At 74.2% G+C, this 22,520-nt stretch carries 10 protein-coding genes; 9 read left to right on the top strand and 1 reads right to left on the bottom strand.

The window, feature by feature from the left end:
• The first annotated feature begins 3 nt into the window (after window positions 1-3).
• The 9 genes from AB0G63_RS10040 to AB0G63_RS10000 all read left to right on the top strand — a co-directional run bounded on the left by AB0G63_RS10040 (window position 4) and on the right by AB0G63_RS10000 (window position 21,502).
• Window positions 4-2,646 carry a hypothetical protein gene (locus tag AB0G63_RS10040; protein WP_360747125.1) on the top strand — a complete coding sequence of 881 codons (2,643 nt, stop codon included), beginning with the start codon at window positions 4-6 and terminating at the stop codon, window positions 2,644-2,646.
• Window positions 2,643-5,978 carry a right-handed parallel beta-helix repeat-containing protein gene (locus AB0G63_RS10035; protein ID WP_360747122.1) on the top strand — a complete coding sequence of 1,112 codons (3,336 nt, stop codon included), beginning with the start codon at window positions 2,643-2,645 and terminating at the stop codon, window positions 5,976-5,978. Before AB0G63_RS10040 ends, AB0G63_RS10035 begins: the two co-directional genes overlap by 4 nt.
• Window positions 5,979-6,105: 127 nt before the next feature.
• Window positions 6,106-6,441, top strand: a complete 336-nt coding sequence (locus tag AB0G63_RS10030) for a WXG100 family type VII secretion target (RefSeq protein WP_360747119.1) — start codon at window positions 6,106-6,108, stop codon at window positions 6,439-6,441.
• Between the two features lie 31 nt (window positions 6,442-6,472).
• The gene (locus AB0G63_RS10025; protein WP_360747116.1) at window positions 6,473-6,763 is read left to right on the top strand and encodes a WXG100 family type VII secretion target; all 291 of its coding nucleotides are present in this window, start codon (window positions 6,473-6,475) and stop codon (window positions 6,761-6,763) included.
• Window position 6,764: 1 nt separating this feature from the next.
• On the top strand, window positions 6,765-7,436 hold the full coding sequence (locus AB0G63_RS10020; protein WP_360747113.1) for a hypothetical protein: 672 nt from the start codon (window positions 6,765-6,767) through the stop codon (window positions 7,434-7,436).
• Window positions 7,437-7,483: 47 nt separating this feature from the next.
• Window positions 7,484-9,790 (top strand): WXG100 family type VII secretion target, encoded by a 2,307-nt coding sequence (locus AB0G63_RS10015; protein WP_360747110.1) that lies wholly within the window; start codon window positions 7,484-7,486, stop codon window positions 9,788-9,790.
• Between the two features lie 46 nt (window positions 9,791-9,836).
• A complete protein-coding gene (locus AB0G63_RS10010; RefSeq protein WP_360747107.1) occupies window positions 9,837-10,268 on the top strand; it encodes a YbaB/EbfC family nucleoid-associated protein in 432 nt (143 codons plus the stop codon).
• Window positions 10,261-10,632, top strand: coding sequence for a WXG100 family type VII secretion target (locus tag AB0G63_RS10005; protein WP_360747104.1), 372 nt, complete (start codon window positions 10,261-10,263; stop codon window positions 10,630-10,632). Before AB0G63_RS10010 ends, AB0G63_RS10005 begins: the two co-directional genes overlap by 8 nt.
• A gap of 52 nt (window positions 10,633-10,684) precedes the next feature.
• Window positions 10,685-21,502: a hypothetical protein gene (locus tag AB0G63_RS10000; RefSeq protein ID WP_360747101.1), complete on the top strand. Its 10,818-nt coding sequence runs from the start codon at window positions 10,685-10,687 to the stop codon at window positions 21,500-21,502.
• On the opposite strand, the gene AB0G63_RS09995 is transcribed toward AB0G63_RS10000, so the two are convergent.
• Window positions 21,499-22,368 (bottom strand): BTAD domain-containing putative transcriptional regulator, encoded by an 870-nt coding sequence (locus AB0G63_RS09995; RefSeq protein ID WP_360747098.1) that lies wholly within the window; start codon window positions 22,366-22,368, stop codon window positions 21,499-21,501. The genes AB0G63_RS10000 and AB0G63_RS09995 overlap by 4 nt on opposite strands.
• Between the last annotated feature and the right edge of the window lie 152 nt (window positions 22,369-22,520).

The following is a 22,520-nucleotide window of genomic DNA, read 5'->3' as shown; positions in this document are numbered from 1 at the left end:
CCGGTGAGCAGACTCCGGCTGCGCTCGACGCCCGTGGGCGACGCCCTGGTGATCCACCCCAGGGGCCGGTTCGACGACCGGGCCGCCGCCTTCGCCGGGGGAATCGCCGAGGACCCGTACCACACCCTCGTCGTGGTGGACGTCCCCGCCGACGCCCTCGCCACCGAGTGGGAGTCGGTGGCCCGGCTGCTGTCGTCCTCCCGGTACGGCAGCCCGCGGCTGGTCTTCGGCCGGGGCTCCGGCGACGAGATCCGCACGGCCGGCCGGCTCATCGCCGGCCGGCTCGGACGGGAGGTGCTCGCCCCGGACGGCGACCTCGTCCCGACCCGCACCGGCGGGCTGTTCGTACCCGGCGACGACGGCGGTGCCTGGCTGCGGTTCCGCCCGGGCCACGACCCCGAACCGGTGGCACAGCGCTTCCCGAAACCGCACTGGGAGTTCTCCGTACCGACCCGGGCCCGCCCGGTCGGCGCCTGCACCGTCGTCCAGCCAGTGCCCGCAGGCGTGTGGTTGCGCCGCGCCGACGGGGACCTTCCGGCCGACCGCCACCGGCGCGCGGTCGAGACCGCGCCGACCGACCCGCACCTCTTCCTGGTCGTCCTCGGCAGCCCCGGCACCGCTCCGCTGCCACTCGACGACGTGGCCCGCTTCTGGGACACGGTGCTCTCCGGCGCCCGCCCCGCGGCGCGTTTCGTGCTGTACGGCGCCCTGGACGCCGTCGGCGACCGCGCGCCCGGCCAGGCACTCGCCGACGCCCTGGGCCACCGCGCCGTCCTGTACGGCGGACCGGTCCTCGACGAACCCGTACCGCCGGGGGAGGCGGCCGAGTGGGTCTACGTCCCTTCCCAGGCTCCCCTGACGGCCCCGGTGTCCGCACCCGCGGTCGCGCCTGCGCCCACGCCCGCCACGGGAGCGGTCGCGTCCGGCGCGACGGCCCCGGTCCCGACCCCGGCCCCGGGTTCCGGACCGGCCGGCGTCCGGACGCAGTCCCGGGGCGGTGCCCCCGCGCACCCCACGGAGCCGCCCCCCGGCCGGAGTCCGGCCGCGGCGCGGGACGCCATGGCGTCGGCGGTCCTGACGCGGAACGCCGTGGCCCCGGCTGCGGTGCCGCCCATCGCTTCGACGGTCGCGGCGCCCGAGGTTCACGTCCCCGTCCAGTGGCGCGCGGAGACCGGCTCGACGGATCGCTCCCCCGCGTTCGGCGCGCCTGACGGAATCCCTACGACGAACCCGTCGGAGGCACCCGCGGTGGGCCAGGGGGGTCATACGGCGGACCTGCCGGAGGCACCGACCGTGCCTCATGGCGGTGGCGCGGCGGACCTTGCGGAGGCACCGACCGTGCGCGACGGTGACGGCACGGCCGATCCGGACGAGACACCCACCGTACGGAACAGACCCCGTTCCGCGCGGGACGAGACTGCGGGCGGGACCCGGGAACCGGAGCCGGAGCGGGAGCCGGCAGACGTCGCGGAACCCCCGGCCGGGGCGGCGCGGGTCCTGGTACCGGCGCCGTCCGCGGTCCCGGAGACGCCGGAACCCGTTCCGGCACCACCGCCCATTCCGGAAGCGGAAGCGCCGAGCGCCCCCGCACAGCGACTCGCGCCGGCCGCCGCCCCCCGGTTCCGGCTGGAGTCGGCCGTGCCCGAGCCGGAAGCCGACGGCATCGACCGGCCCGCGCCGGTGCCGGACCCGGACGCCGGCCCGTCCGCGCCGTCGCCGTCCATCGCCGACGCGCCGTCGCCGTCCGTCCCCGTCGTGCCGTCACCGTCCGTCCCCGTCGTGCCGTCGCCGTCAGCGTCGGCGGGCGCGGCGCCGGAGGTACGGGTGCAGCCCGTGCCGCGGGCCTCGGCCTGCGCGCTGCCGCCCGAGCGGGGCATCGCACAGGAGCGGGACTGGGTGCGCCGGACCTTCAAGGAGCAGTACAACGCGCTGGCCGGCTCCGTCTCACGCGTGATGTCCGAGTCACCGGGGCTGCGCGGCCGGTCCAGGACGGAGGCGGCGGACGTGCTGACCGAGCTGGTCGCCGTCCGGCTTTACCTGTCCGGCGACACCCGCCGGGCCGACGCGGCCGTGCGCGAGGCGGCGGCCGGGCCGCACGTACCCCTGGCGCGCTGCGTCACGGCCGGACTGCGGCGGCTGCCCTCCTACCGGGGCCCGGCCCTGCTGCGCACCCGGCTCAACGAGGCCGAACGCGCCTGGTACCGCGAGGACCGGCCGGTCACCGAGTGGGCCTTCTGCCATGCCCGCACGTCCCTGCACCCGGGCCCGCGCGGCAGTGGCGCCACCGATGTCCTGATCTGGTCGATGACCGCCCGCCGCACCGCCGCACTGGACCCGGCCGTCCCCGACCGGGTGCTGTTCCTGCCCGGCACCGTCTTCAGGGTGCTGCGCTCGGAGGGCTCCACCGTGCTGATGCGGGAGGTGTCACCGTCGGAGACCGCCGGGGGTGGCGGGAACGGCGGGGATGCCGAGAAGGCCGGGGACGGCGGGCAGCGGGCGAAGCTCGACCAGATCGCCCTCAAGGGGCTGGAGAACATCCTCGACGCGCTGGAGCGGGCCGGGACCGCCGCCACGGCCGAGAGCGCCGACCCACCCGGACTGATCGTGAGCTCCCACGCGGTCCGCGGAGAAGGAGCCGAGCAGTGAGCAGGCAGGTCCTGTTGGTCTCCCCCGACCGCCCGGGCGCCCACCGGACGATCGCCCACGCCCTCGCCGAGGCCGCGGAGGGCGCGTTGATCACAATCGCCCCCGGCCGGTACGAGGAGGCACTGGACATCGTCCGGCCCGTGACCCTGGCCGCCGAGGGCGGCGCCGGGACCGTACGGGTGCACGCGTCCTCGGGCAGCACGGTCGTGGTGGACGCGGAGGCGGTGCAGTTGTCCGGGCTCGTCCTGTCGGGAGCGGACCGGGACGCGCCGGTCCTCGACCTGCGGCGCGGCCAGTCGGCGCTGGACGGCTGCCGGATCGAGGGCGAGGCCTGGACGGCCGTGCTGGCGTGGAACGAGGGCACCCTGGCCGCCCGCGGCTGCCGGGTGACCAACCCGCACGGCGCGGGTGTGGTCGTCACCTCGCGCGGCGGCAACGTGCTGGTGGAGACCGAGGTCGCCGAGACGGGATCGTCGGCGGTCGTGGTAGCCGAGCACGGCAGTCTCGCCGTACGGGACTGCCGCCTGGACCGCCCGCGGGGCAACGGCGTCTGCGTCAACGGCCATGCCTCGGCGACCGTCGAGGCCACCACGATCACCGGCAGCGGCAAACCCGCCGTCGCCGTGGAGCAGGAGGCGAGTGCCGCCCTGCTGAGGGTCACCGTGACCGGCAGCACCGTCCTGGACGCCTATCTCGCCGGCCGGGGCGAGACCACGCTCACCGAGTGCGCCTTCTCCGGTTCGGCCGGCCACTCCGTGCACATCGCCGACGGCGCGGCGCCGCGGCTGCGCGGCTGCGCCGTCACCGGCGTGGCCCGCAGCGGCGTCCACGTCACCGCGGGCGCCCGCCCCCGCCTGGAGGACTGCCGGATCACCGGTACCCCGGTGGGGCTGCACGTCACCGGGGCGGCGACCGCGGTGACGGCGACGGGTCTCGTCGTCCGGGACGCCGCGACGGCGGCCGTGCAGGCCGCCGACGGCGGTGCCGCCGAGCTGGAACGGCTCGCCGTCACCGGCACCGCGGGTGCCGGGGTCCGGGCGCAGGGCGGTGCCCGGCTCACCCTGCTGGGCGCCGAGATCGCGGTGAGCGGAGGCGGCCAGGGGGTGGGAGTGAGCGCGTCGGCGAGCGCGTTCGTGACCGGCTCGGTACTGCGCGAGTGCGGTGCCGTCGTCGGCGAGGACGCGGAACTGACCGCTCACGACACCGAGTTCACCGGTTCGGGAGGAGACGCCGTACAGGTTCTGGCGGGTGGTTCGTTCACCGCCGTCGGGTGCCGGATGACCGGTGCGCGTGGCCATGGCGTCAACGCGCACGCCGCCGCCCGCACCGACCTCAGCAACTGTGTCGTCCAGGACAACGCCCGCGACGCTCCGGCCGGCGCGGGCCGCGGCGGTTCCGGCCGGGGCGCCGACGCGCGTCCCGGCGGGGGCGCGGGCATCCGGGACGCCGACGGCCTCGCAGGCGCGGCGGCCGACGCGGACGTCTCCCGGCCGGACAACGGGCCGCTGGCCGAGTTGGAGGCGCTGGTCGGCCTGGAGAGCGTCAAGCTGGAGGTCGCCGGGCTGATCAACCTCAACAAGATGGCCAGGCGGCGCACCGAGATGGGCCTGCCCATGCCGCCCGTGAGCCGCCATCTCGTGTTCGCCGGGCCGCCGGGCACCGGCAAGACGACCGTGGCCCGGCTGTACGGAGCGGTCCTCGCCGAGCTGGGCGTCCTAGAGCAGGGCCACATCGTCGAGGTGGCCCGTGCCGACCTGGTCGCCCAGATCATCGGCGGGACCGCCATCAAGACCACGGAGGTCTTCACCCGGGCGCTGGGCGGGGTGCTCTTCATCGACGAGGCGTACACCCTGACCAACCAGTCGCGGGGCAGCGGCCCGGACTTCGGTCAGGAGGCGGTGGAGACCCTGATGAAGCTGATGGAGGACCACCGCGACGAGATCGTCGTCATCGCGGCGGGCTACTCCGGGCACATGGACCGGTTCCTGGCCTCCAACCCCGGTATGGCCTCCCGCTTCGCCCGCACCATCGAGTTCCCGAACTACGCTCCGGAGGAACTGGTCACCATCGTGCGGGGTCTGTGCGCCAAGCACTGCTACGAGTTGTCCGACGACGCCCTCGACGCGCTGAGCCGCTACTTCGAGGAGGTCCCCAAGGGGCCCACCTTCGGCAACGGCCGGGTCGCCCGCCAGGTCTTCGAATCGATGATCAGCACCCAGGCGTCCCGGCTGGCCGCCCGGCCGCCCGGGCACGACAGCGAACTGAGCCTGCTGACCGCCGCCGACATCACGCCGGCGCCCCAGCCTCCGGCGCCCGGGGGACCCACCGGGACCCCGGGAGGTCCCGCCCGAGCCGGCTCCCCCGCACCGGCACCGGCTCCCGCACCGATTCCCGAACCCCCGCCGCTTCCCGACCCCTCACCGGCACCCGCGATCGGCAACGCGCCGACCCTCACCCCCGGCCCGAGCGCCGCCGCCGGCATGCCCGCGCCGCCGCCGGTGCCCGGCTCCCCCGCACCGCCCGCCGCCGCACCCGAGGCGCCCGTCCCTTCCTCCGCTTCCTCCCCTTCCTCCCAGGCCGCGCCCGTCCCCGTCGCCACCCGTCACCTGACCGCCCTCGCCGGTCTCGGCCCGGTGACCGACGCACTGGCGGCACGCCTGGACACCCTCGTCGAGCTCGGCCGGGGCACAGCGGGTCTCGCGGACGTCGTCCTGGAGGGCGCGCCCGGCAGCGGGCGCCGGGCCGTGGCCGCCGCCTACGGCAGGGCCCTGGCGGAACTCGGCATCGTCCCGTCCGGCGTACTCACCCACCTGCCGCTCTCCACCGTCCCGGCCCGCTGGGCGGCACAGCCGCGCACCTTCCTCGCCGACGTGTTCCGCCGTGCGGTCGGCGGCCTGCTGGCCGTGCAGGCCGACCCGGCCTTCGACGACCGCCCGGACGCCGAACGGCACGCCGTGGTCGACGCGTTGACCGCCGAGACCGCGGCGCGCGATCCGTACGGTCCGGTGCTCGTGCTGTCGGGCAGCGCCCCGCACCTGATGGAACTGCTGCGTACCCGCACCGACCTGGCCGGGGCCTTCGCCGACTACCTGAGGCTGCCGTCCTGCACCGGCGCCGGTCTCGCCGAGCTGACCCGGCGGCGGCTCACGGCCCTGGGCTTCGACGTGCCCGACGACGTGCTCGCGGCGCTCGCCGCGCAGGACCCGGTCCACGGCGCGCACGGCGCACACCGGCTCGCGGACCGGATCGCCGCCCGCGCGGGCGGCCCGGCGCTGGTGCTCGGCGACCTCTCCGGCGAAGTCCCGCTGCCGGACGCGCTGTTGGTCTCCTGACCGGCCGCACGGGCAGGGAATCACGGCCGCGGGGGCAGCGAGGCCCCGGTCCGGCCCATGGCAGGCGCCACCCCGTACCACCATCACCAACGACGACCACGACGCCCCCGCGACGAGAGGAACGGCCATGGCCGCCAATACGAACACCTCGGTGGACACCTCGGGCATGAGGAGCGCCCAGGGCAGCTTCCAGACCGCCCTGGACGACGCCAACAGCACATACACCCAGATGCAGAGCCAGATCGAGGCGCTGCGGGCCAGCTGGACCGGTGACGCCGCCGGCACCTTCCAGACCGCCATGGACACCTGGCTCTCCGACTTCGGCACCGTCAAGCAGCAGTTGGAACTGATGCTGCACAAGCTTCAGGCCAGTACCGGGAGCTACGACACCACGCACCGGGCCACCACCGACACGGCCACCCAGCTCCACAAGAACATGACCGCCCCGCTGCCCGGCTTCTAGACCCCTTCCCCACCCACACGAGGAGCGACCCGTGCCCACCTACACCGTCAACATGAACCAGGTCGAGTACGTGATCGGCGAGATGACCGCGATCAGCGGGAAGATCAAGGCGGCTCTCACCGAACTCGACGACAGCGCCAAGATCCACCTGAGCGAGTGGACCAGCGACGCCCGCACCACCTACGACATCGCCAAGGCCAAGTGGGACGCGGCCGCCGCCGACATGGTGACCCAGGCCCAGAACGCCACCAACGCCCTCGGCCACATCAACGAGTCCTACTACGCGGGTGAGCGGCACGGCGTGAGCCTCTGGGAGCAGTGACGTGGGGCACCCCAACAAAGATGTCGACAACCAGGACCCCAACAACAACGGCAGCGACCAGAACTACAACTGGTACGAATCCTCCGACAACCACGCCGACGACAGCACCACCGGTTCCGGGGACGACCACCACTACCACGGCGGCACCGACGTCCTGCACGGCCCGGGGATCCTCACCGACCTGCATCCCTTCGTGCCGCCGCCGGTGCCCGGCGGGGACGGGCACAACGGGACCTCGGTCAGTACGCCGTCCATGGACCTGTTCGCCACCAACATCGACCTGCTGATCCAGCCGGTGCGCGACGTCGCCACCGGCCTGAGCGGCATCGCCGTCGCGCCGGGCGCCTTCTACCACGCCAACGTCATGCGGACGACGGTCAACGGCCCCAACGCCGACGGGGGGCTGAAGAAGAGCTACGGCGACGCGCTCTCGGCCCTGGTCAAGGGGCTGACGGATCTTCGGGACGGGGTGCGGGCACTGAGCCGGAAGTACGGCACCGCCGAGGAGGCCAACCGCATGACGGCCGGCGACCTCGCCGACGCGTTCGCGGCCACCACCGCCGACTTCAACACGATGATGACGTCCAACGGCGGCAGCGGCATGGCCACCACCACCGGCACCGGCACCGGCACCGGCAACACCAGCAGCAACACGAACACCACGACCGCGTAGGCGCGGGCTCACCGGGCAACGGTCGGCGGCTCCGCGGGAGGGCGAAAGTGGCGGACTACAACAGCGGCGGTTTCCACCAGGGCGACGACGGGACGATCTTCGGCAACCCCGACGGCTCGTCCAACGGAAGCGTCACGGACTACGACAACTGGGACTGGAAGCAGATCAAGGCGGCCATCTACGGCATGTCCTCCGGAGTCGAGACCCACGACAACGTGGCCCACGCCCGGTCCGTCGCCAACCCGCAGTCGCTCCTGGACGCGGCCAACGCCTTCTACCACGTCCAGCGGACCCTGGAGGGGGTCACGAAGAGCCTGGTCGCCCAGGCCAAGGCGCTCGCGGGCGACAACGGACCGTGGAGCGGCAGCGCGGCGGACGCCTTCCTCGACATGATGACCAACTTCTCCCGCCAGGTGAAGGCCAACGCGGACGTGCTGTCCGGAGGCTCGACCGGCGACCACTCCGTCCCGCACCAGCTCGCCAACAACGCGATCTCCTTCCAGAGCGCGCAGAACAAGCTCGCGGAGATCGACATCTGGTACGCCAAGCAGGCCGTCGCGATGGGGGTCACCCCGATGGCGAACGGGCTGATCCCGATCAGCCGGAAGCCCGAACTCGTCGCGATGATGAACTCCGACATGCGCGCGGTACTCAAGAGCCTGGCGCACTCCTACCAGGTCACCACCGACGCGATCGTGAACCCCACTCCGGTGAACTCGCCCACGAACAACCCGGACGGCCCGGGGAACGAAGACGGTCTTCCGGGCCCGGACCCCGACGGGTTCGGCGGAGGGACCGGCGACGGCATCGGCGACGGCCTCGGGGACGGCCTCGGCGGAGACGGAAGCCTGTCGGACCTGTCCGGCTTTCCCGGCGGCGGTCTCGACGGCGGGCCCGGCACCGGCGACGGCATCGGCGGCCTGGACGGTGCGGGGGATCTCGCCGCCTCGGACCTGCCCGGCGACGTGAGCCCCTTCCCCGGGGACCTGTCCGGGCTGGACGACACCGGCCTGGGCACGTCCGGCCTGGGCACGTCCGGCCTCGACGACCTCGGTCTGGACGGCCTCGACCCGTCGGCCCTCGACCCGTCGGCCCTCGACAACACGCTGAACCCCGTTCCCTACCCGGGGCCCGGCAGCCTGGCCGGTCTGGGCGGCCGCGGTGCGGGGGCCTCGGAGGGCAGTTCCCTCGGCGGTCTGTCCACGGCCGACCCGGCCGCCTTCGGCGACACCGCTCTCGACGACGGCCTCGGCGCCGGCCTGACCGGCGGTCTGGACGGCGGCCTCACCGACGGCCTGCCCACCGGGTCGGCATCGCCCGCGCAGTTGGCGACGTCCTCCGGGATGCCTTACCTGCCCGGAATGGGCGGTACCGGGTCCGGTGGCGCTGGTCTGTCCGCGGAGCCGACCGATGCCTCGGGGCTGCTCGACGCGAGCGCGGACCCCTGGGAGGGCGAGGAGGTCCCCGGCGGGGACGAGGTCGGCTCCGCGGAAGGCGCCGCGGCCGGCGGCGAGGGCCTGGGCACGGCCGGGATGCCGTACCTGCCGGGCGTGGGCGGTACGGGCGCGGCGGGTGCGGGACGGGACGGCACGAACGAACGGACCGACGCCTCCGGGCTGTTGGACCCGAGCGCCGAGCCCTGGGCCGCCGACGAAGAGGCCGGTGACGACGAGGTGGGTTCGCTCACGGGCGCCCTGCCCGGTGTGCCGTACCTGCCCGGGTTCGGCGTCACCGGGCCGGCGGCCCGCGCCGCCACCGACCGCGCCGCCACCGACCGCAGCGCCCCGGACCGCGCGTCCGAGCCGTCCGGGGAACGCGCCGGGGAGCCGGCGGCGGAGGAGAGCGCGAGTGCCGCCAGGACCGGACCGGAGACCACCACCGCCGGCTCCGCGACCGCTCCGGGCGTGGCCGGGACCGACGGGCCGCCCCTGCGCCCGGCCGAAGAGGGCGCCATGGCCGGGCAGCCGCTGGCCGACGACGGCGAGGAGGACTTCTCCGCGTGGGAGACCGGAGCCGGCGCGTTCGTACCCCTGCTGTGGGCGCTGCCCGGTGAAGGCGATCGGGCGGGCGACCCGGAGGCGGACGGGCACGACGAGCAGACCGAGCCGCGTACCACGTGGCAGCCGGACCGCGCGGGCGCCGGCACCGGATCGCCGTCCGGGACCGTCGTCGCTGCCTCCGGGGAGCCGTTCTGCGGCGACGGGGGGCCCGAACCGGAGGAGCCCGAGGGGCCCGAGGAATCCGAGGAGACCGAGGAGCCCGAGGAGGAGCCGGCCGTCCGGGGCATCGCCGACCTGCTCGTCCAGGAAGAGAGCGCCTGGGGCGCCGTTCCCGGCGGGTCCGCCGCCTTCTGACCGGCCGCCCGGTCCGCCGCCACTGCCCGGAAGGAGTCGACTTCACATGCCCAGCCCGTACGACCAGCAGATCGAGGACCTGCTGGACCAGTACCGCCGCCAGCGCGACGAGGCCGCCGAGACCCGGCGCCGGATCAACGAGACGACGTCGACCGTGACGGCCCCGCGGCAGACGGTGAAGATCACCGTCGGTGCCCAGGGAGAGGTCACCGCGATCGAGTTCCCCACCGGCGCCTACCGCCGTATGGCGCCCCGGGAACTGGCCGACGTCCTGCTCACCACCCTGCGGCAGGCCAGGTCCGAGGCCCTGGAGAGCGTCGCCGGAGTGCTGGCCGACCGGCTGCCGCCCGGCGTGACCGTACCCGACCTGCTCCAGGGCCGGGTCGATCCCGGCGCCGTCCTGCCCGAGGACCCGGCCATGCCTCGGTCCGTCCGCGACTACGTCGACCACGGCTTCCAGGGGGACTCCCATGAGTGACGGCACCTTCTCCGTCGACACCGAACGGCTAGAGCAGGCCGCCCCGCAGATGCAGGAGCTGGCCGCGCGGATCAGGTCCATCGCCACGAAGCTGGACGGCCGTCTGGAGTCCCTCGGCGCGTGCTGGGGCGACGACGAGAGCGGACGACAGTTCAGGGAGCAGTACGCCGAGCCCAAGCGGCAGCTCAGCGCCGGCATCACCGCCGCCGGCGCCGTACTGGACAGCACCGTGGACGGCATCAGGACCATGGCCAAGGGGTTCGCGCGGACCGAGGAACACAATGTGGAGGCCCTGCGCGCCGTCACGCCCGCCGCAGGCTCCGTGACCGCGGGCGGCTCTTCGCGGCACCCCGGCCGGCGATGAGAACCGGCATCGCGACGGAACCCGGCACGACCACAGAGGAACACGGCACCGCATGAGCGTCGACATGCCCCCCGAGCTGGCCTGGGTCGCCCGGCTGGCGGTCGGGCAGTCCTGGCCGAAGGGCGACGAGGACGGCCTGCAGGCCCTCGGCCAGGCGTGGCACGAGGCCGCGCAGGAGCTCAAGGGCATCAGCGGGCAGATCGGCGCGTCCGGCAACGCGGTCCTGGCGAGCGTGGGCGGGCAGGTCGCGGACGAGTTCCGTGGCTTCGTCACCCAACTGGAGGCGAGCCTGCCGGAGATGGCGGAGTCGGCGAACCAGCTGGGCAGGCTCGGCAAGCACACCGCCGTCCAGGTTGAGTACTCCAAGTACATGATCCTCGGCCAGCTCGTCCTGCTGGCCGGGCAGATCGCCCAGTGGGCCTTCTTCGCGCCCGAGGTCATCCCGGTGGCCGTGACCGGCGCGCGCCTCGCGGTGAAGATGATCCTGCGCCGCCTGCTCATCTCGGTGGCGACCGGTGTCGCCCTGAACGTCGGCCTCGACGTCGCCGTCCAGACCATCCAGTTCCTCAAGGGCGACCGCACCCAGTGGTCCAGGGACAACACCGTATCTGCGGTGGTGTCGGGCGCCGTCGGCGGAGCCATGGGCGGCGTCTTCTTCGGTGCGGGCAGCGTCCTCGCCCCGAAGTTCGCGCACTCGCTGCTGGGCAAGGGCGTCCTCGGCGCGGCCACCGGCCTGAGCACGGCCGGGATCATGTACGGCATCTACCACAGCGGGGAGAACGAGTTCGGCTCGTCCATCAGCGCGGGTGCCCTGGGGGCACTGGGCGGCGGCGGGAAACGACGCTTCGGCGGCACGGGTGACACGGCCAAGATCGATCCGGTCCACGTGAACGTGCCCGGCGCGCTGAAGATCGACCTGCCGGGGCTCCCGACGGCCGAGAAGCCGGAGCTGTCCCGGGCGGGCACGTTCCCGGGTACGTTCCCGGGCACGTCGAAGAACACCGCGACTACGGCGGGCACGGACAACGGCGGCGACGGCGGCGACGGCGGGACGGGGATCGGCACCTTCCGCGGCGGGAACTCCGCCGTCGTACGGGAGACGGCCGGGGCCACGTCCACCCCGTTCGCCGCACACCACGACGGTGGGCTGCCCGGCTTCGCGACCACCCTCACCGCCGCGCAGGGCGACCCGGCGTCCACCGCGGCAGGTGGTGCCGCGACCCGATCCGGGACCGCCGTCCCCGCGCCGGCTCGCGGCACCACCGGTACCACCGGCACCGGCAGCGGTGCGGGGGCCGGCGCCACGGCCGCGAACGCGGGCCGCCCCGCGACCACCGGCGGTTCCGGCAGCACCGCACCGGGGCCGGGACGCCCCGCCACGGAGAGCACGGGAGCGCCCCGCCAGTCCGCCACCGGCCCCGGCACCACCGCCGGCACCCCTGGCACGACAGAGCCGACGGCACCGGTCCGTACGGAGAGCCGGCCGGAGGCCACCGGGACGACGGAGCCCGCCGTCGGCACCGCCGCACAGACGGCGACCGCGACCACCGCCGCCGGCACCCCCACGGAATCCACCGCCACCCCCGGACGCGACGCCACCACGGCGAACGCCGGACCCCACGCCGCGACGGCCACCGGACCGCACGCCGCGACGGCCACCGAGCCCCACACCACGACAGCCCCCCGGGAGACCGCGCCGGTCCCCGCGCCCCGGGGAGAGACCGCCGCCCCCGGCCCCGGTCCCACTCCGCCCCCGGGCGGGCCGGACCAGGCGCCCCGGACGACGCTGGACCGCACGCCGCGCTTCGTCGTCCGGTCGGCCTTCGAGGCCCGGCGGTTCACCTACCGCAGCGAGCGGGTCACCGACCTGACCGTCAGGGTGGCGTTCCGCCACGGGGGCGACGGGCACGACACCGACGGGGTCTGGAACCGGATGTCCGACGGTGTCCGGCAGTTCCTCAACGCACCCGGTTACCGCCTCCCCAACGGCGACCGCCTGCACGTCACCGTGTTGCGCGCCCGCCCCGGCGAGGAGCCGCACCTGACGGTCGACCTGGTCGGCCGGGACCGGGCCATGGACCAGCGGTCGTGGTGGCCGGACGCGCAACCCGTCGATTTCGCCCACGAGATCGGCCACCAGATCGGCCTGCGCGACGAGTACCGCGACCGGAGCACCCCGCACCGCCCCGCCGTCGAGGGCAGCCTCCAGGGCGACTACCGGGCCGCCGCACCCGAGGGCCTGCGGCAGGCGGGGCTGCGCGAACGGCACCTGCACCTGATCGGCACCCTGGTCGGCGACCTAGGCGAAGGCACCGGGCCCAGGCATGCCGGAGAACCGGCGGGCAGGGCGCCGGAGACGGCGCCCACCGCCCGCCCGCACGACGAGGTACTCGCACACGACGCGGAATGGGCGCGGGCCTGGCACGGCGCCGAGAGCCACGACCGCCGCCACGTGTGGGTGGACCCGGTCTCCGATCCCCTGGGCGCCGGGCGTGCCGCCCGTCCCCACGCGGACGGCGGGCGGGCGGCACCGGCGGTGCCTCCGCGGATGCACCAGCCGGAGCGACGGCCGGTCTACTCGCCCGACAACCAGCTGATCATGCAGCCCGGTTACTCCTCCGGCGACCGGTTCGCCATCCTCGCGACGCTGCTCGACAAGCCCAACATGCATGTGCTCATCGCGCGCGGTCCCGGCCCCGGCCATCCGGGGCACGACCCGGTCCTGGACAAGTCCCGTGACATCGCGGAGTTCTACCGGGACAGCGGCATCGACGCCGACCGCATCTGGACCCTGGATCTCCCGAACCTGGAGAAGCGCAGCACCTGGCGCGCGCTGAACGAGGAGGCGACCCGTATCGCCCAGCACCAGTGGGGAATCAACAAGTACTTCGGCGAGATGCACCAGAAGCGGGAACTGTGGGGCGTCACGCATGGCACCGACCACGTCGCCGAACACTTCTCCGAGGGACTGCGGTCGAAGATCCGCCGGGCGTGGCAGCTGGAGGACCATCGCGACGCGGAGATCACCGACTGGCTGGCCGGCCGGGGTGTACGGATCCCGGAGGGCGGCGGGCAGGTGCTGGTGCTGTGGTCCCGCTTCACCGGCAAGGCCACGAAGTGGGCGCACCTGGACGGCAGGATGGAGCACGACACCAGCTTCGAGGGCATGCGCCAGCTCCTGCGGAACCTGGCCGGGGACTACAAGGCGGTGATCATCACAGGTGACCCGCATCCCCACCCGGCCAAGGCGGGAAAGTGGGACGAGCTGGTCCGGGAGATGCGTGCCGAGCTGGGCAACGAGCACATCCACCAGATCACCGGCTTCTGGCGGGAACGCGACCCGCGGCTGAGCGCCTGGGGCGGCGACACACGCACCGGCCAGTTCCGTCTGTACGACCATCTGAACCGGCGGCACGGCGTGCAGCACCTCGGTTTCCGCTCCGGGAACCTGGAGGCCGTCGCGCTGATCGGACACCCGGTCCGCTACCTGGAGGAGGGGGATGCGACCGGTGCCCGGCGTATGGAGGCATGGCACGCGGCGCTCAACGAACGGACCCGCAAGGGCGGCCTGCCTCCCGGGTACGAGCGGACCGTCGTCATCGACGCGGCCACCGCCTCGGGCCGGTACGCCAAGGACTTCGACAAGCCAGAGCTGAAGGGGACGTACCAGCCGCCCGGCCCGGACTCCCCGTACCGCAAGCCCACGGAGGTGTACGGCAGGGAACGCGGCTTCGCCCACGCGGACCTGGAGAACATCCGCACCGCTCTGGGGCTCGACGGAAACCGCCAGGGACAGGAGGAGTTCGACACGTTCCGCCTGCACGCGGTCCGGCGCAGGTATCTCAAGACGGCGGCGGAGATACGGCGGCTCTCGGCGTACCACCACCACCTGGGATTCGACGTGGAGCCGCACCTGGCGTACTACGAAGGCCTTCTCAGCCATCTGCCGACGGTGGATCAGGGCGGCGCCGTCGCCATGTACCAGTACGTCGCCGACCAGGTCCTGCCGCAGTTCCCGCGCCTGTGGCAGGTCCGCCGCACTCTCGAACACGCCGAGCGCCACTACGGTCGGTGGCAGGGTGCCCAGGGCGGTGACGAGGTGCTGCCTCGCGCTCCCCAGTCGGACGGCGTCGTCGCGCAGTCCGACGGCACCGCGATGATGACGCGCCCCGCGCAGTCCTCGGCGGACGGCGTCCCGCCGGCGGAGGACGGGGCCTCCGCCGTGGCGGCAACCCGGGCGGAACTGTCCCCCGACCACCCCTCGCTCTCCGCCGTCCCGAACACCGACGGCTTCGCCGAACTGCGGCATCTGTCGTCCACCGGCGTGCCGGAGGACGAGGCCCGGTCGTCGTCCACCGGCGTGCCGGAGGACCAGGCCCGGTCGCGTTACGGCATGCCGGCGGCCAACTTCCGCAAGTTCCGGCAGATCGCGGCCGGTCACCACCTCACGATCGACGTGCGGCCGACCAATCCGACGGCCGTGCGGTGGCTCGAGGAGGGAAAGCTGCCGAAGCCCAAGGACATCAAGGCGAAGTCGATCAACGACCTCGACGTCCTGCTCGGCGCCAAGGCCGAACACCGGGGCCTGATCGGGTACTTCCAGCCGGTCAGGCCCGAGCGTGGGACTCTCGACGACACGACCTGGAACCGGCTCCAGCAGCGGTTCGCGCAGCGGGACGAGGAGTTCAGGACGCTGGCTCCGGTCATGGCCCGGCTCCAGGCCGAGGACCGGTTCAAGGTCCAGGACGGCCTGGTGTTCGGCAGGGACGGTGAGGGGAACTGGCGGGAGATCACCGGCGATCACGACGTGTTCGACATCAGCACACCCGGCGGTACCCGGCTGAAGGGGAACCGGTACGAGGAGGTGGTCGGGGCGATGATGGCCAACGACATGGCCGTCATGCACGGAGCCCACATGGACTGGGAGCCGTCCACTCCCTTCAGCAAGAGCATCTTCACCAAGATCGTCGAGTCGCACCGGGAGGGCGGCGAGCCGCTGCTCCGCTTCCGGTCCGACGTGAACGACGTCGAACTCGTCCACGTACCGCGGGAGTTCCGGTTCACCGGACCGGCGCCGGTGGAGAAACCGGCCGAGTCGGCGCCGACACCCCTCGCGCACCCGGAGTCCAGCGCCGGCCGAGGCGAACCGTCCCCCACCCCCGCACCACCGGCCACCGCTCTTCCCGAACCGCACGAGTCGCCGGCCGTACCGCCGCCCGGCACGGCCCAGGTCACGGCTCCGGAGCCGAGGACCGCCCCGGCGGACGCCGTCAGGAGCGCGGCCCGAGAACCCGAGCCCGAGCCCGAGCCGATGACCGTGGAGCCCGATGGCGACCCCGAGACGCCGCGCCCGCCCGGCGGCTCCCCCGGCCGGGACGGTGATGCGGCGCCGCCCGAGCCCGGGCACCACGCGGCACCGTCCCCCGAACCGCCCGCCGGCCCGGCGGGGAAGCTGGGTGGCCGGTACCAGAGGTCGCTGGCCGGGATCAAGATCACCCAGGCTCCGGGCCCCGAGGAGTTGCGCACCCGGGTCCTTCAGACCCTGCCCGCCGGACATCGCGAGGACCGCCGGGTCGTCCAGAAGCTCGACGTCGAGTTCGCCCCGGCCGACTTCCGGGCCAGGCACGAGCAGATGGTCAACGGCGGCTGGCGTTTCCGGCTCTGGGCCGGCGGTGCACCGCACGACGTGGTGCTCACGGCCAGGCCGGGAGAGTGGGCTCCGCGGGAGGAGCGGACGCCGGACGGGAAGAACGACGGAAAGGGGTTCGAGCGGAGCATCGGGGCCAAGGGCCGGGCGGAGCCGGAGAAGATCTCCCTCACCACGTCCAAGGCGCCCGGCGAACTGGCCCCGACCGTGATGCTCTCGGTCGCGGGCCACGACGACGTCATGCCCGTTCTGATCCCCTCGGTCAGGGCGTCCGGTGCCACGTACGCGACCGACACCTCGGTGAAGGCGGACGCGGAGACGGGTGCGAAGACCGCGCTCACCGGCCCCACCCGCACCTACGTCTCCCGCTTCCGCTACGAGACGGCCGTCATCGGCCCCGACGGCCGGCCGCTGCCGCAGCCGGGCAGCGGTCCGGTGCACGGCCGGGTGACCGCGGAGATCGCCCACCCCGAGACGGACCCGGCAGCCTCACGGGCCGGCACATGGGAGGGCTGGCAGAGCGACCGTCCCGGGCCGGCGCGAGGCCGTCCGCTCGACGTCACGGGCCTGAGCGCGCTGCACGCCGACGTCTTCCGCCGTCTCCCGCGCGAGGGACGCCCCGACGGCACCGCCCACCTCGACATCCTCGAGTTCCTGTCCCCGAAGAACGTCCTCGACGGCTTCGAGCACGCCGCCGGCTGGGGCCTGACCTCCAAGCGCCTCGACCTCTCCGACGGCGGTCACGCCTGGCTGCGTCTCACCCTGGAGCCCGAGACGTCCGTCCGCGAGGGGACGGTCACCGCCAAGGACACCTTCACCGGCAAGGAGACCGGCGAGCACGCGGTCGGCAGGACCGGCACCTCGACCTGGGGCCTCGGACTGAACGGGGGCGCGGCACGGCGCGTGTGGCACAGCGGTACGACCAGCGAGTCGGCCTGGCTGACGGTCACCGGCGGCTACGCCTACGCGCACAGCCACGCGCACCAGCACAAGGGCAAGCAGACCTTCACGCTGGAGAACAGCCTGGAGCACACCGGCACGGGCGATCTGGTCACCACCAAGGTGCGGCTCCGGGTCGAGGTGCTGCGCGAGCACCTGTCCCCCCGCATGGACGGCCTGCACGCGGTCGGCCCCGAGCCCGGGCCGGACTCCCCGCCGGCGCGGCCCGCTCCCGATCCGGAGGCCGCTCCGCTCGTCCACACCGGCGAGGTGGTCCGGCTCCGCCAGCACCCGGACCCGGCCTCGCCGACGGGGAATCCTGCTCCCCACGACGCCCAGGGCCCGGGCACGCGCGCCGCCCCCGCGGACCTGCGCGCGCCGCTGACCGCGCAGCGCACCGCGTTCGTCGAGGTACCCGGCTCGGCGGAGCTGGAACGGCACATCACCGAACGGCTGCGCGAACTGGCCCCCGGCATCCTTCCGCCGCCCGCCGGCGCGGAGGGCCGCGTGACGCCCCGGGCGATGGAGAACCAGCGACTGCTGCGCGAACGCCTGTCGCCCTCCGCCCTGCGCGCGGGCGGCGGGCGGCTCCTCGACGGCGCCTTCCGCATCACCCTGGACGCCCCCCACTCGCCCGTACTGCCCGGCCGCGGGTACGAGGTGGTGATCCGGGCCGACCTCGGGGCGGGCCGCCACGAGGGAGCTCCGGCGGCGACGGCGAAGAGCACGGTGACCCGGGGGCACGTGTCCGAGAAGGCCGTGACCCGCGGCGGCAAGCACACCCTCAGTGCGAACGGGACCTTCCGCAGGACGCTGAACCCGGTCGACACCGTCCGGGTTTTCGGAGGGGGCGGCGCCGACGGCTCCTACTCCCCGTCGCGGCAGACCGTCGCCTCCGCCGAGACCCAGGTCCAGCGCGCGTTCCAGCACAAGGGACGGGCCGACGCCTTCAGTTACCCGGTGACGTACCGCGTCGAGGTCGGCCCGCACCGGCCGGGGGACACGCCGGGCGCCCGGCCCGCCGGCTCCGGCGCGCGCACCGCGACCGAGGTCGTGCCCGCCGACGGCGACCGGCTGCGCGTCGAGGTGCGGCGGTCGCAGGACGACCCGTCGGCGCCCCGCTACCTGCGGCCCGGCCGCCTTCCGCAACTGCACTCCGTCGCCCACGTCACCGACGAGGCGCTGTTCAGGAATCAGGCGCACGCCGCTCTGCGCAGCGCCTACGAGTCCCGCGACCCCGGCAGCGAGCCGCCGCGCGTCCCGGACCTGGACGAGGCCGTGGACGCGCTGGCCGGCCGGGCCCAGCTGCACGGGCTGGTCTCCGCGTCGCACTCCGGCTGGGCCAACACGCTCGACCGGCACGTCGGCGACGGAGGTGAGCGCGACACCGTCGGCCTGTCGGTGCGCACCCGGCTGGGCGGCCTCACCTACCAGGAGACCCTGGCCGGTGACGGCACGCTCGAGCTGGAGCTGAAGGCGAGCGGCGCCACCACCCTGGCCGACCAGACGTCGTGGTCCGCCAAGGGCAACCTCAACGCGGACCTCGGCCGGTTCCCCGAGACCGTGACCGGCGCGCTGACCACGAGCTACCAGGTGCGCGGCGGCCCCAAGGTCAAGCTCGGCGGCCAGCGGGACGACACCGAAACGGTCAAGGGACAGACCGGCACCGCCCGCAAGGTCAGCCACACCGGCACCTGGCACGTGTACCGGGCCACCGCCGAGATCAGCGTCGCCGGACGGATCACCCGGCCGGACGGGGAGCCGCACACCGGCCGCCCGCTCCGGCGCGACCACGAGGTGTTCGTCCTGCTGTCCGACGAGGACGTGAAACGACCGCACACCGCGTCCGGCGGGCCGACGGCCGCCACGCCGCCGAAGCTCCGGGCCACCATGCTGGACCAGGGGATCTCGGGCGGCGTCCTGGTGGACTTCCCCGACTCGGATCTCGTCCTGCGGGCGATCGACCGGCAGCTGCGCGGGACCGGCCGGGAGACCGTGCCCGTCGCCGCGCTGCCGTTCGCCGACACGTACTCGCCCGACGCCCTCGCCGCCCGGTACGACGAACTCGTCGGCCCCGGCATCCTCGACCGGCACGTCAGGACGACCCGCTCCGGACACGTGGTCACCGAGGTGCTGGTGCGCGGAATCGCGGCCGGCTGGCACGACGACGGCGCCCGTTCGGACCGTGCGCTGACCCGTGAGGTGACCGCCTCCGACACGGTCAAGGGCAAGGCCGCCGGCAAGTGGTCGGCGGGGGGCGAGGGAAACCTGCGTGCCTCGCTGCGGCCCCCGACGGGGCACCTGGACGCGGCCTCCTGGACTCCCTCCGCCGCCTTCGAAGGCAGCCGGGGCAGCGGCGCCGAGTCGGGGGTGACCGCCACCGTCGGGCACCGGACGTCCGGGTTCGGCGACACGAACGCCCGGTTCAGCACGACCATGCGGTTCCGGGTGACGGTCAGCCGGCGTGCGGAGACCGGCCGCTTCGTGAACCTGCCGAAACCTCCGCAGGAGGTCGGCCCGCTCGCGGTGACCGCCTGGGTGCCCGAGTCGCTCACCGAGCGTGCCACCGCCCCGGAGCACCCGGGCATGCCGCAGGACCCCGGCCTCACCGCCCCCCTGGGCGTCGGCCCGTTCGGCATCGAGCTCGGCCGGACGGACACCCAGGGGCACACCGCCCGTGCCGCATGGCAGAACGCTCTGCGCGAGGCGCACGACCTCGTCGGCTTCGACAACACCAGGGCCCTGCACGACGCCGCCATCGAGGTCCAGGCGACCCCGCGCCCCTGGGGGGACGGACTGCTCGGGCAGACCGGCGCCTATTCGTCGTGGGCGCTCAACCGGGGCGCCGGACTGGCCCGGTGGGCGGTGCGGTCGGCCCTGCCCGAGCACCTGACCGGCGCGGTCTCCCGCTTCCTCGACTCCTTCGCGGCCGACCCCCGGCTGCGCACCGGGCAGGACCTGGAACAGGAGAACGCCCCGGGCCGGGAGAACAACCCGGGCCAGGTGCCCGACCCGAAGCTGAAGCACGACCTGCGCGAGGAGCAGCGCCTGACTCCGGAGCAACGGTTCGCGATCCGCCAGGCGTTCTCCGGGCAGTCGCTGCCCGCCCTGTTCCACCACTTCGCCACGAGGCAGAGCAGGTACCGCGTGCCGAGCACCTCGGTCGCCCTGTCGATCGAGGCCATCGGCCCCGCCCAGGAAGTGGGCCGCCGGGGCGCGGCCGAGGACGAACTCACCGTCACGGTCAAGGACGAGGCCGGAACGACCCTCAGCGACGGCTACAACTGGAACGTCTCCCCGCTCGACTTCTCGCTCCTCGTCGACAACCCGGTTCTCAACTTCCCGCTGAACACCGTCCGCTGGGGCCGCGAGCAGTCGTACGAGCCCGCGCGCCCGGTCACCCGGGCGCCCGGCACACCCGGCCGGGACACCCCCGACACGGCCCTGCCGCACCGTATGAAGGCCACGGAACCCGGCAAGGCCGAGGTCGGCGGTCCGGCCGTGCTGAGGCGGCAGCCGGTCAGGATCGCCGTCCACGGGCACGACGAACAGGGCGGCTACGCCGTCCACCGCACCGTCACCGGCCACGTCTTCCACTGGTCCCGCCCGTCCGTGACCGCCCCGCCGTCGGACCGCGGTTCGGCCCACGGCCCGGTCGGGGAACCCGCGGCCGCTCCCGCCCCACGCCCCTCCGGCCCGGCTCCCTCCGGCTCCGGCCCGGCTCCCTCCGCCGCGGGTCCGTCACGCTCGCACGCCGGTGAAGTCGCCGCCCGCGCTCCTCGGACCGGCCCGCTTCCGGCGCAGGCCGCCGCCCCGATGTTCACCCGCAGCGTGGCGTTCGCCGCCGAGGACGCCACCACGCCCGGCCCCGAGGAGTCCGCCCGCATCGACGCGCTGGCCGCGGAGGTGGCACGCGAGGCGGTGCGGCGCTCCGGTGCCGGGCTCGCTCTGCCGGAAGTACTGGTCACCGGGCACGCCACCGCGTCGGTGTCGGGCCGGCCGCACTTCGGCAGGGCGGTGCAGGCCGGCGCGGAGCGCGCCGACGCAGTCCGCGAGGTCTTCGCCCGCCGCCTCGACGTCCACCTGCGCGGCCTGGGCTCCCCGCTGACGTCCGACGCGATCACGATCAGGGCGGAGTCCCGCGGTTCGGAGCTGCCGCACGGCACCGACCCCGCCCAGGACACCCCGGAGGCCCGTCGCCAGGCGTTCATCACCGTCACCCGGCCGCCGGAGACGGGTCACGAACCGGCGCCCCGGCCCGATCAGCCCCGGACGGCTTCCTAGGCCCACGCCTGCAGGGCTGGGGTCCGACGATGCGGCGGTGTGGCGTCGGTCCTCGTCCCGAGGCGGCGCCGGGGGCCGTCGCCGCCGCGGCCCGGCAGCGGCACCGCGTGGTGCAGCACCTCACGCTCACCCCGGAGTATCGACTGTTCCAGCTCCACGAGCTCCGGTCCGGGAGCGACGCCGACGGTCTCCATCAGGACGGACCTCGCCCGCCGCAAAGCTCCCAGGGCATCCGACTGGCGGCCGCCCGCCCACAGGGCCAGCGCCAGCATGAACCAGGCGTGCTCCCGCAACGGCGCGTCGCGTACGAGGGTTTCGGCGCTGAGCACGACTTCCGCAAACCGGCCCGCTTCGAGGCCCGCCCGCAGCAGCAGTTCACGGGCCATCAGCCGCATCTCGTCCAGCCGGGCCACCTCGTCCACGGCCCATTCGTGGTCGGCCCATTCGCAGTAGGCCGGCCCCTGCCACCAGGACAGGGCGTCGCGCAGCCGGCGCCACGCCCTCTCTGGTTCGTCGGAGCGGGCTCGCCGGACGGCGGCCTCGAACCGCCAGGCGTCGACGGAGTCCTCCGGCAGGCGCACGGCGTAGCCGGGCGGGGTGCTCGGGAGCACCTTCGACGGCGCCCTGGGCGGACGTTCCGGTTCCAGGGCGCGCCGCAGGTGGGAGATCAGCGGCTGCAGCCCGGTCCGTGCCCGGTGATGCGGGGTGTGACGCCACAGACGGTCGGTGATGCGCTCGGCCGGAACCACACTGCCGCGAGCGGTGAGCAGCATGGCGAGCACCGCGCGTTGCTGTGGCCCTCCCAGCGCCACGCGTTCCCCGCCCGCGTGGGCCTCCATCGAGCCGAGGACGTGGAGGCGGAGCATGGATGAGCCATCTGTCGGACTGGTGTCCTTCTGCAGGGACATGTACGGCTCCGAGGCATGTTCGTCGATCCGGTGGCGGGTGGCATCGCCCTCCCGGCAGGCGCCGGACGTGCCGACGTGACCGCGTGCCAAGTCGGCTCCAAGTGCGGTCC

Source organism: Streptomyces sp. NPDC020996 (assembly GCF_040641355.1).
Taxonomy (GTDB): Bacteria; Actinomycetota; Actinomycetes; order Streptomycetales; family Streptomycetaceae; genus Streptomyces.
The sequence above is the reverse complement of the archived record's forward strand: the minus strand, read 5'-3'. Positions and strand labels throughout refer to the sequence as shown.

Excerpts from the sequence above, each read along its gene's own strand:
- AB0G63_RS10030 (WP_360747119.1), top strand. The coding sequence starts at position 6,106 with ATGGCCGCCAATACGAACACCTCGGTGGACACCTCGGGCATGAGGAGC.
- AB0G63_RS10010 (WP_360747107.1), top strand. The coding sequence starts at position 9,837 with ATGCCCAGCCCGTACGACCAGCAGATCGAGGACCTGCTGGACCAGTAC.
- AB0G63_RS10005 (WP_360747104.1), top strand. The coding sequence starts at position 10,261 with ATGAGTGACGGCACCTTCTCCGTCGACACCGAACGGCTAGAGCAGGCC.
- AB0G63_RS10000 (WP_360747101.1), top strand. The coding sequence starts at position 10,685 with ATGAGCGTCGACATGCCCCCCGAGCTGGCCTGGGTCGCCCGGCTGGCG.
- AB0G63_RS09995 (WP_360747098.1), bottom strand. The coding sequence starts at position 22,368 with ATGCTCCGCCTCCACGTCCTCGGCTCGATGGAGGCCCACGCGGGCGGG.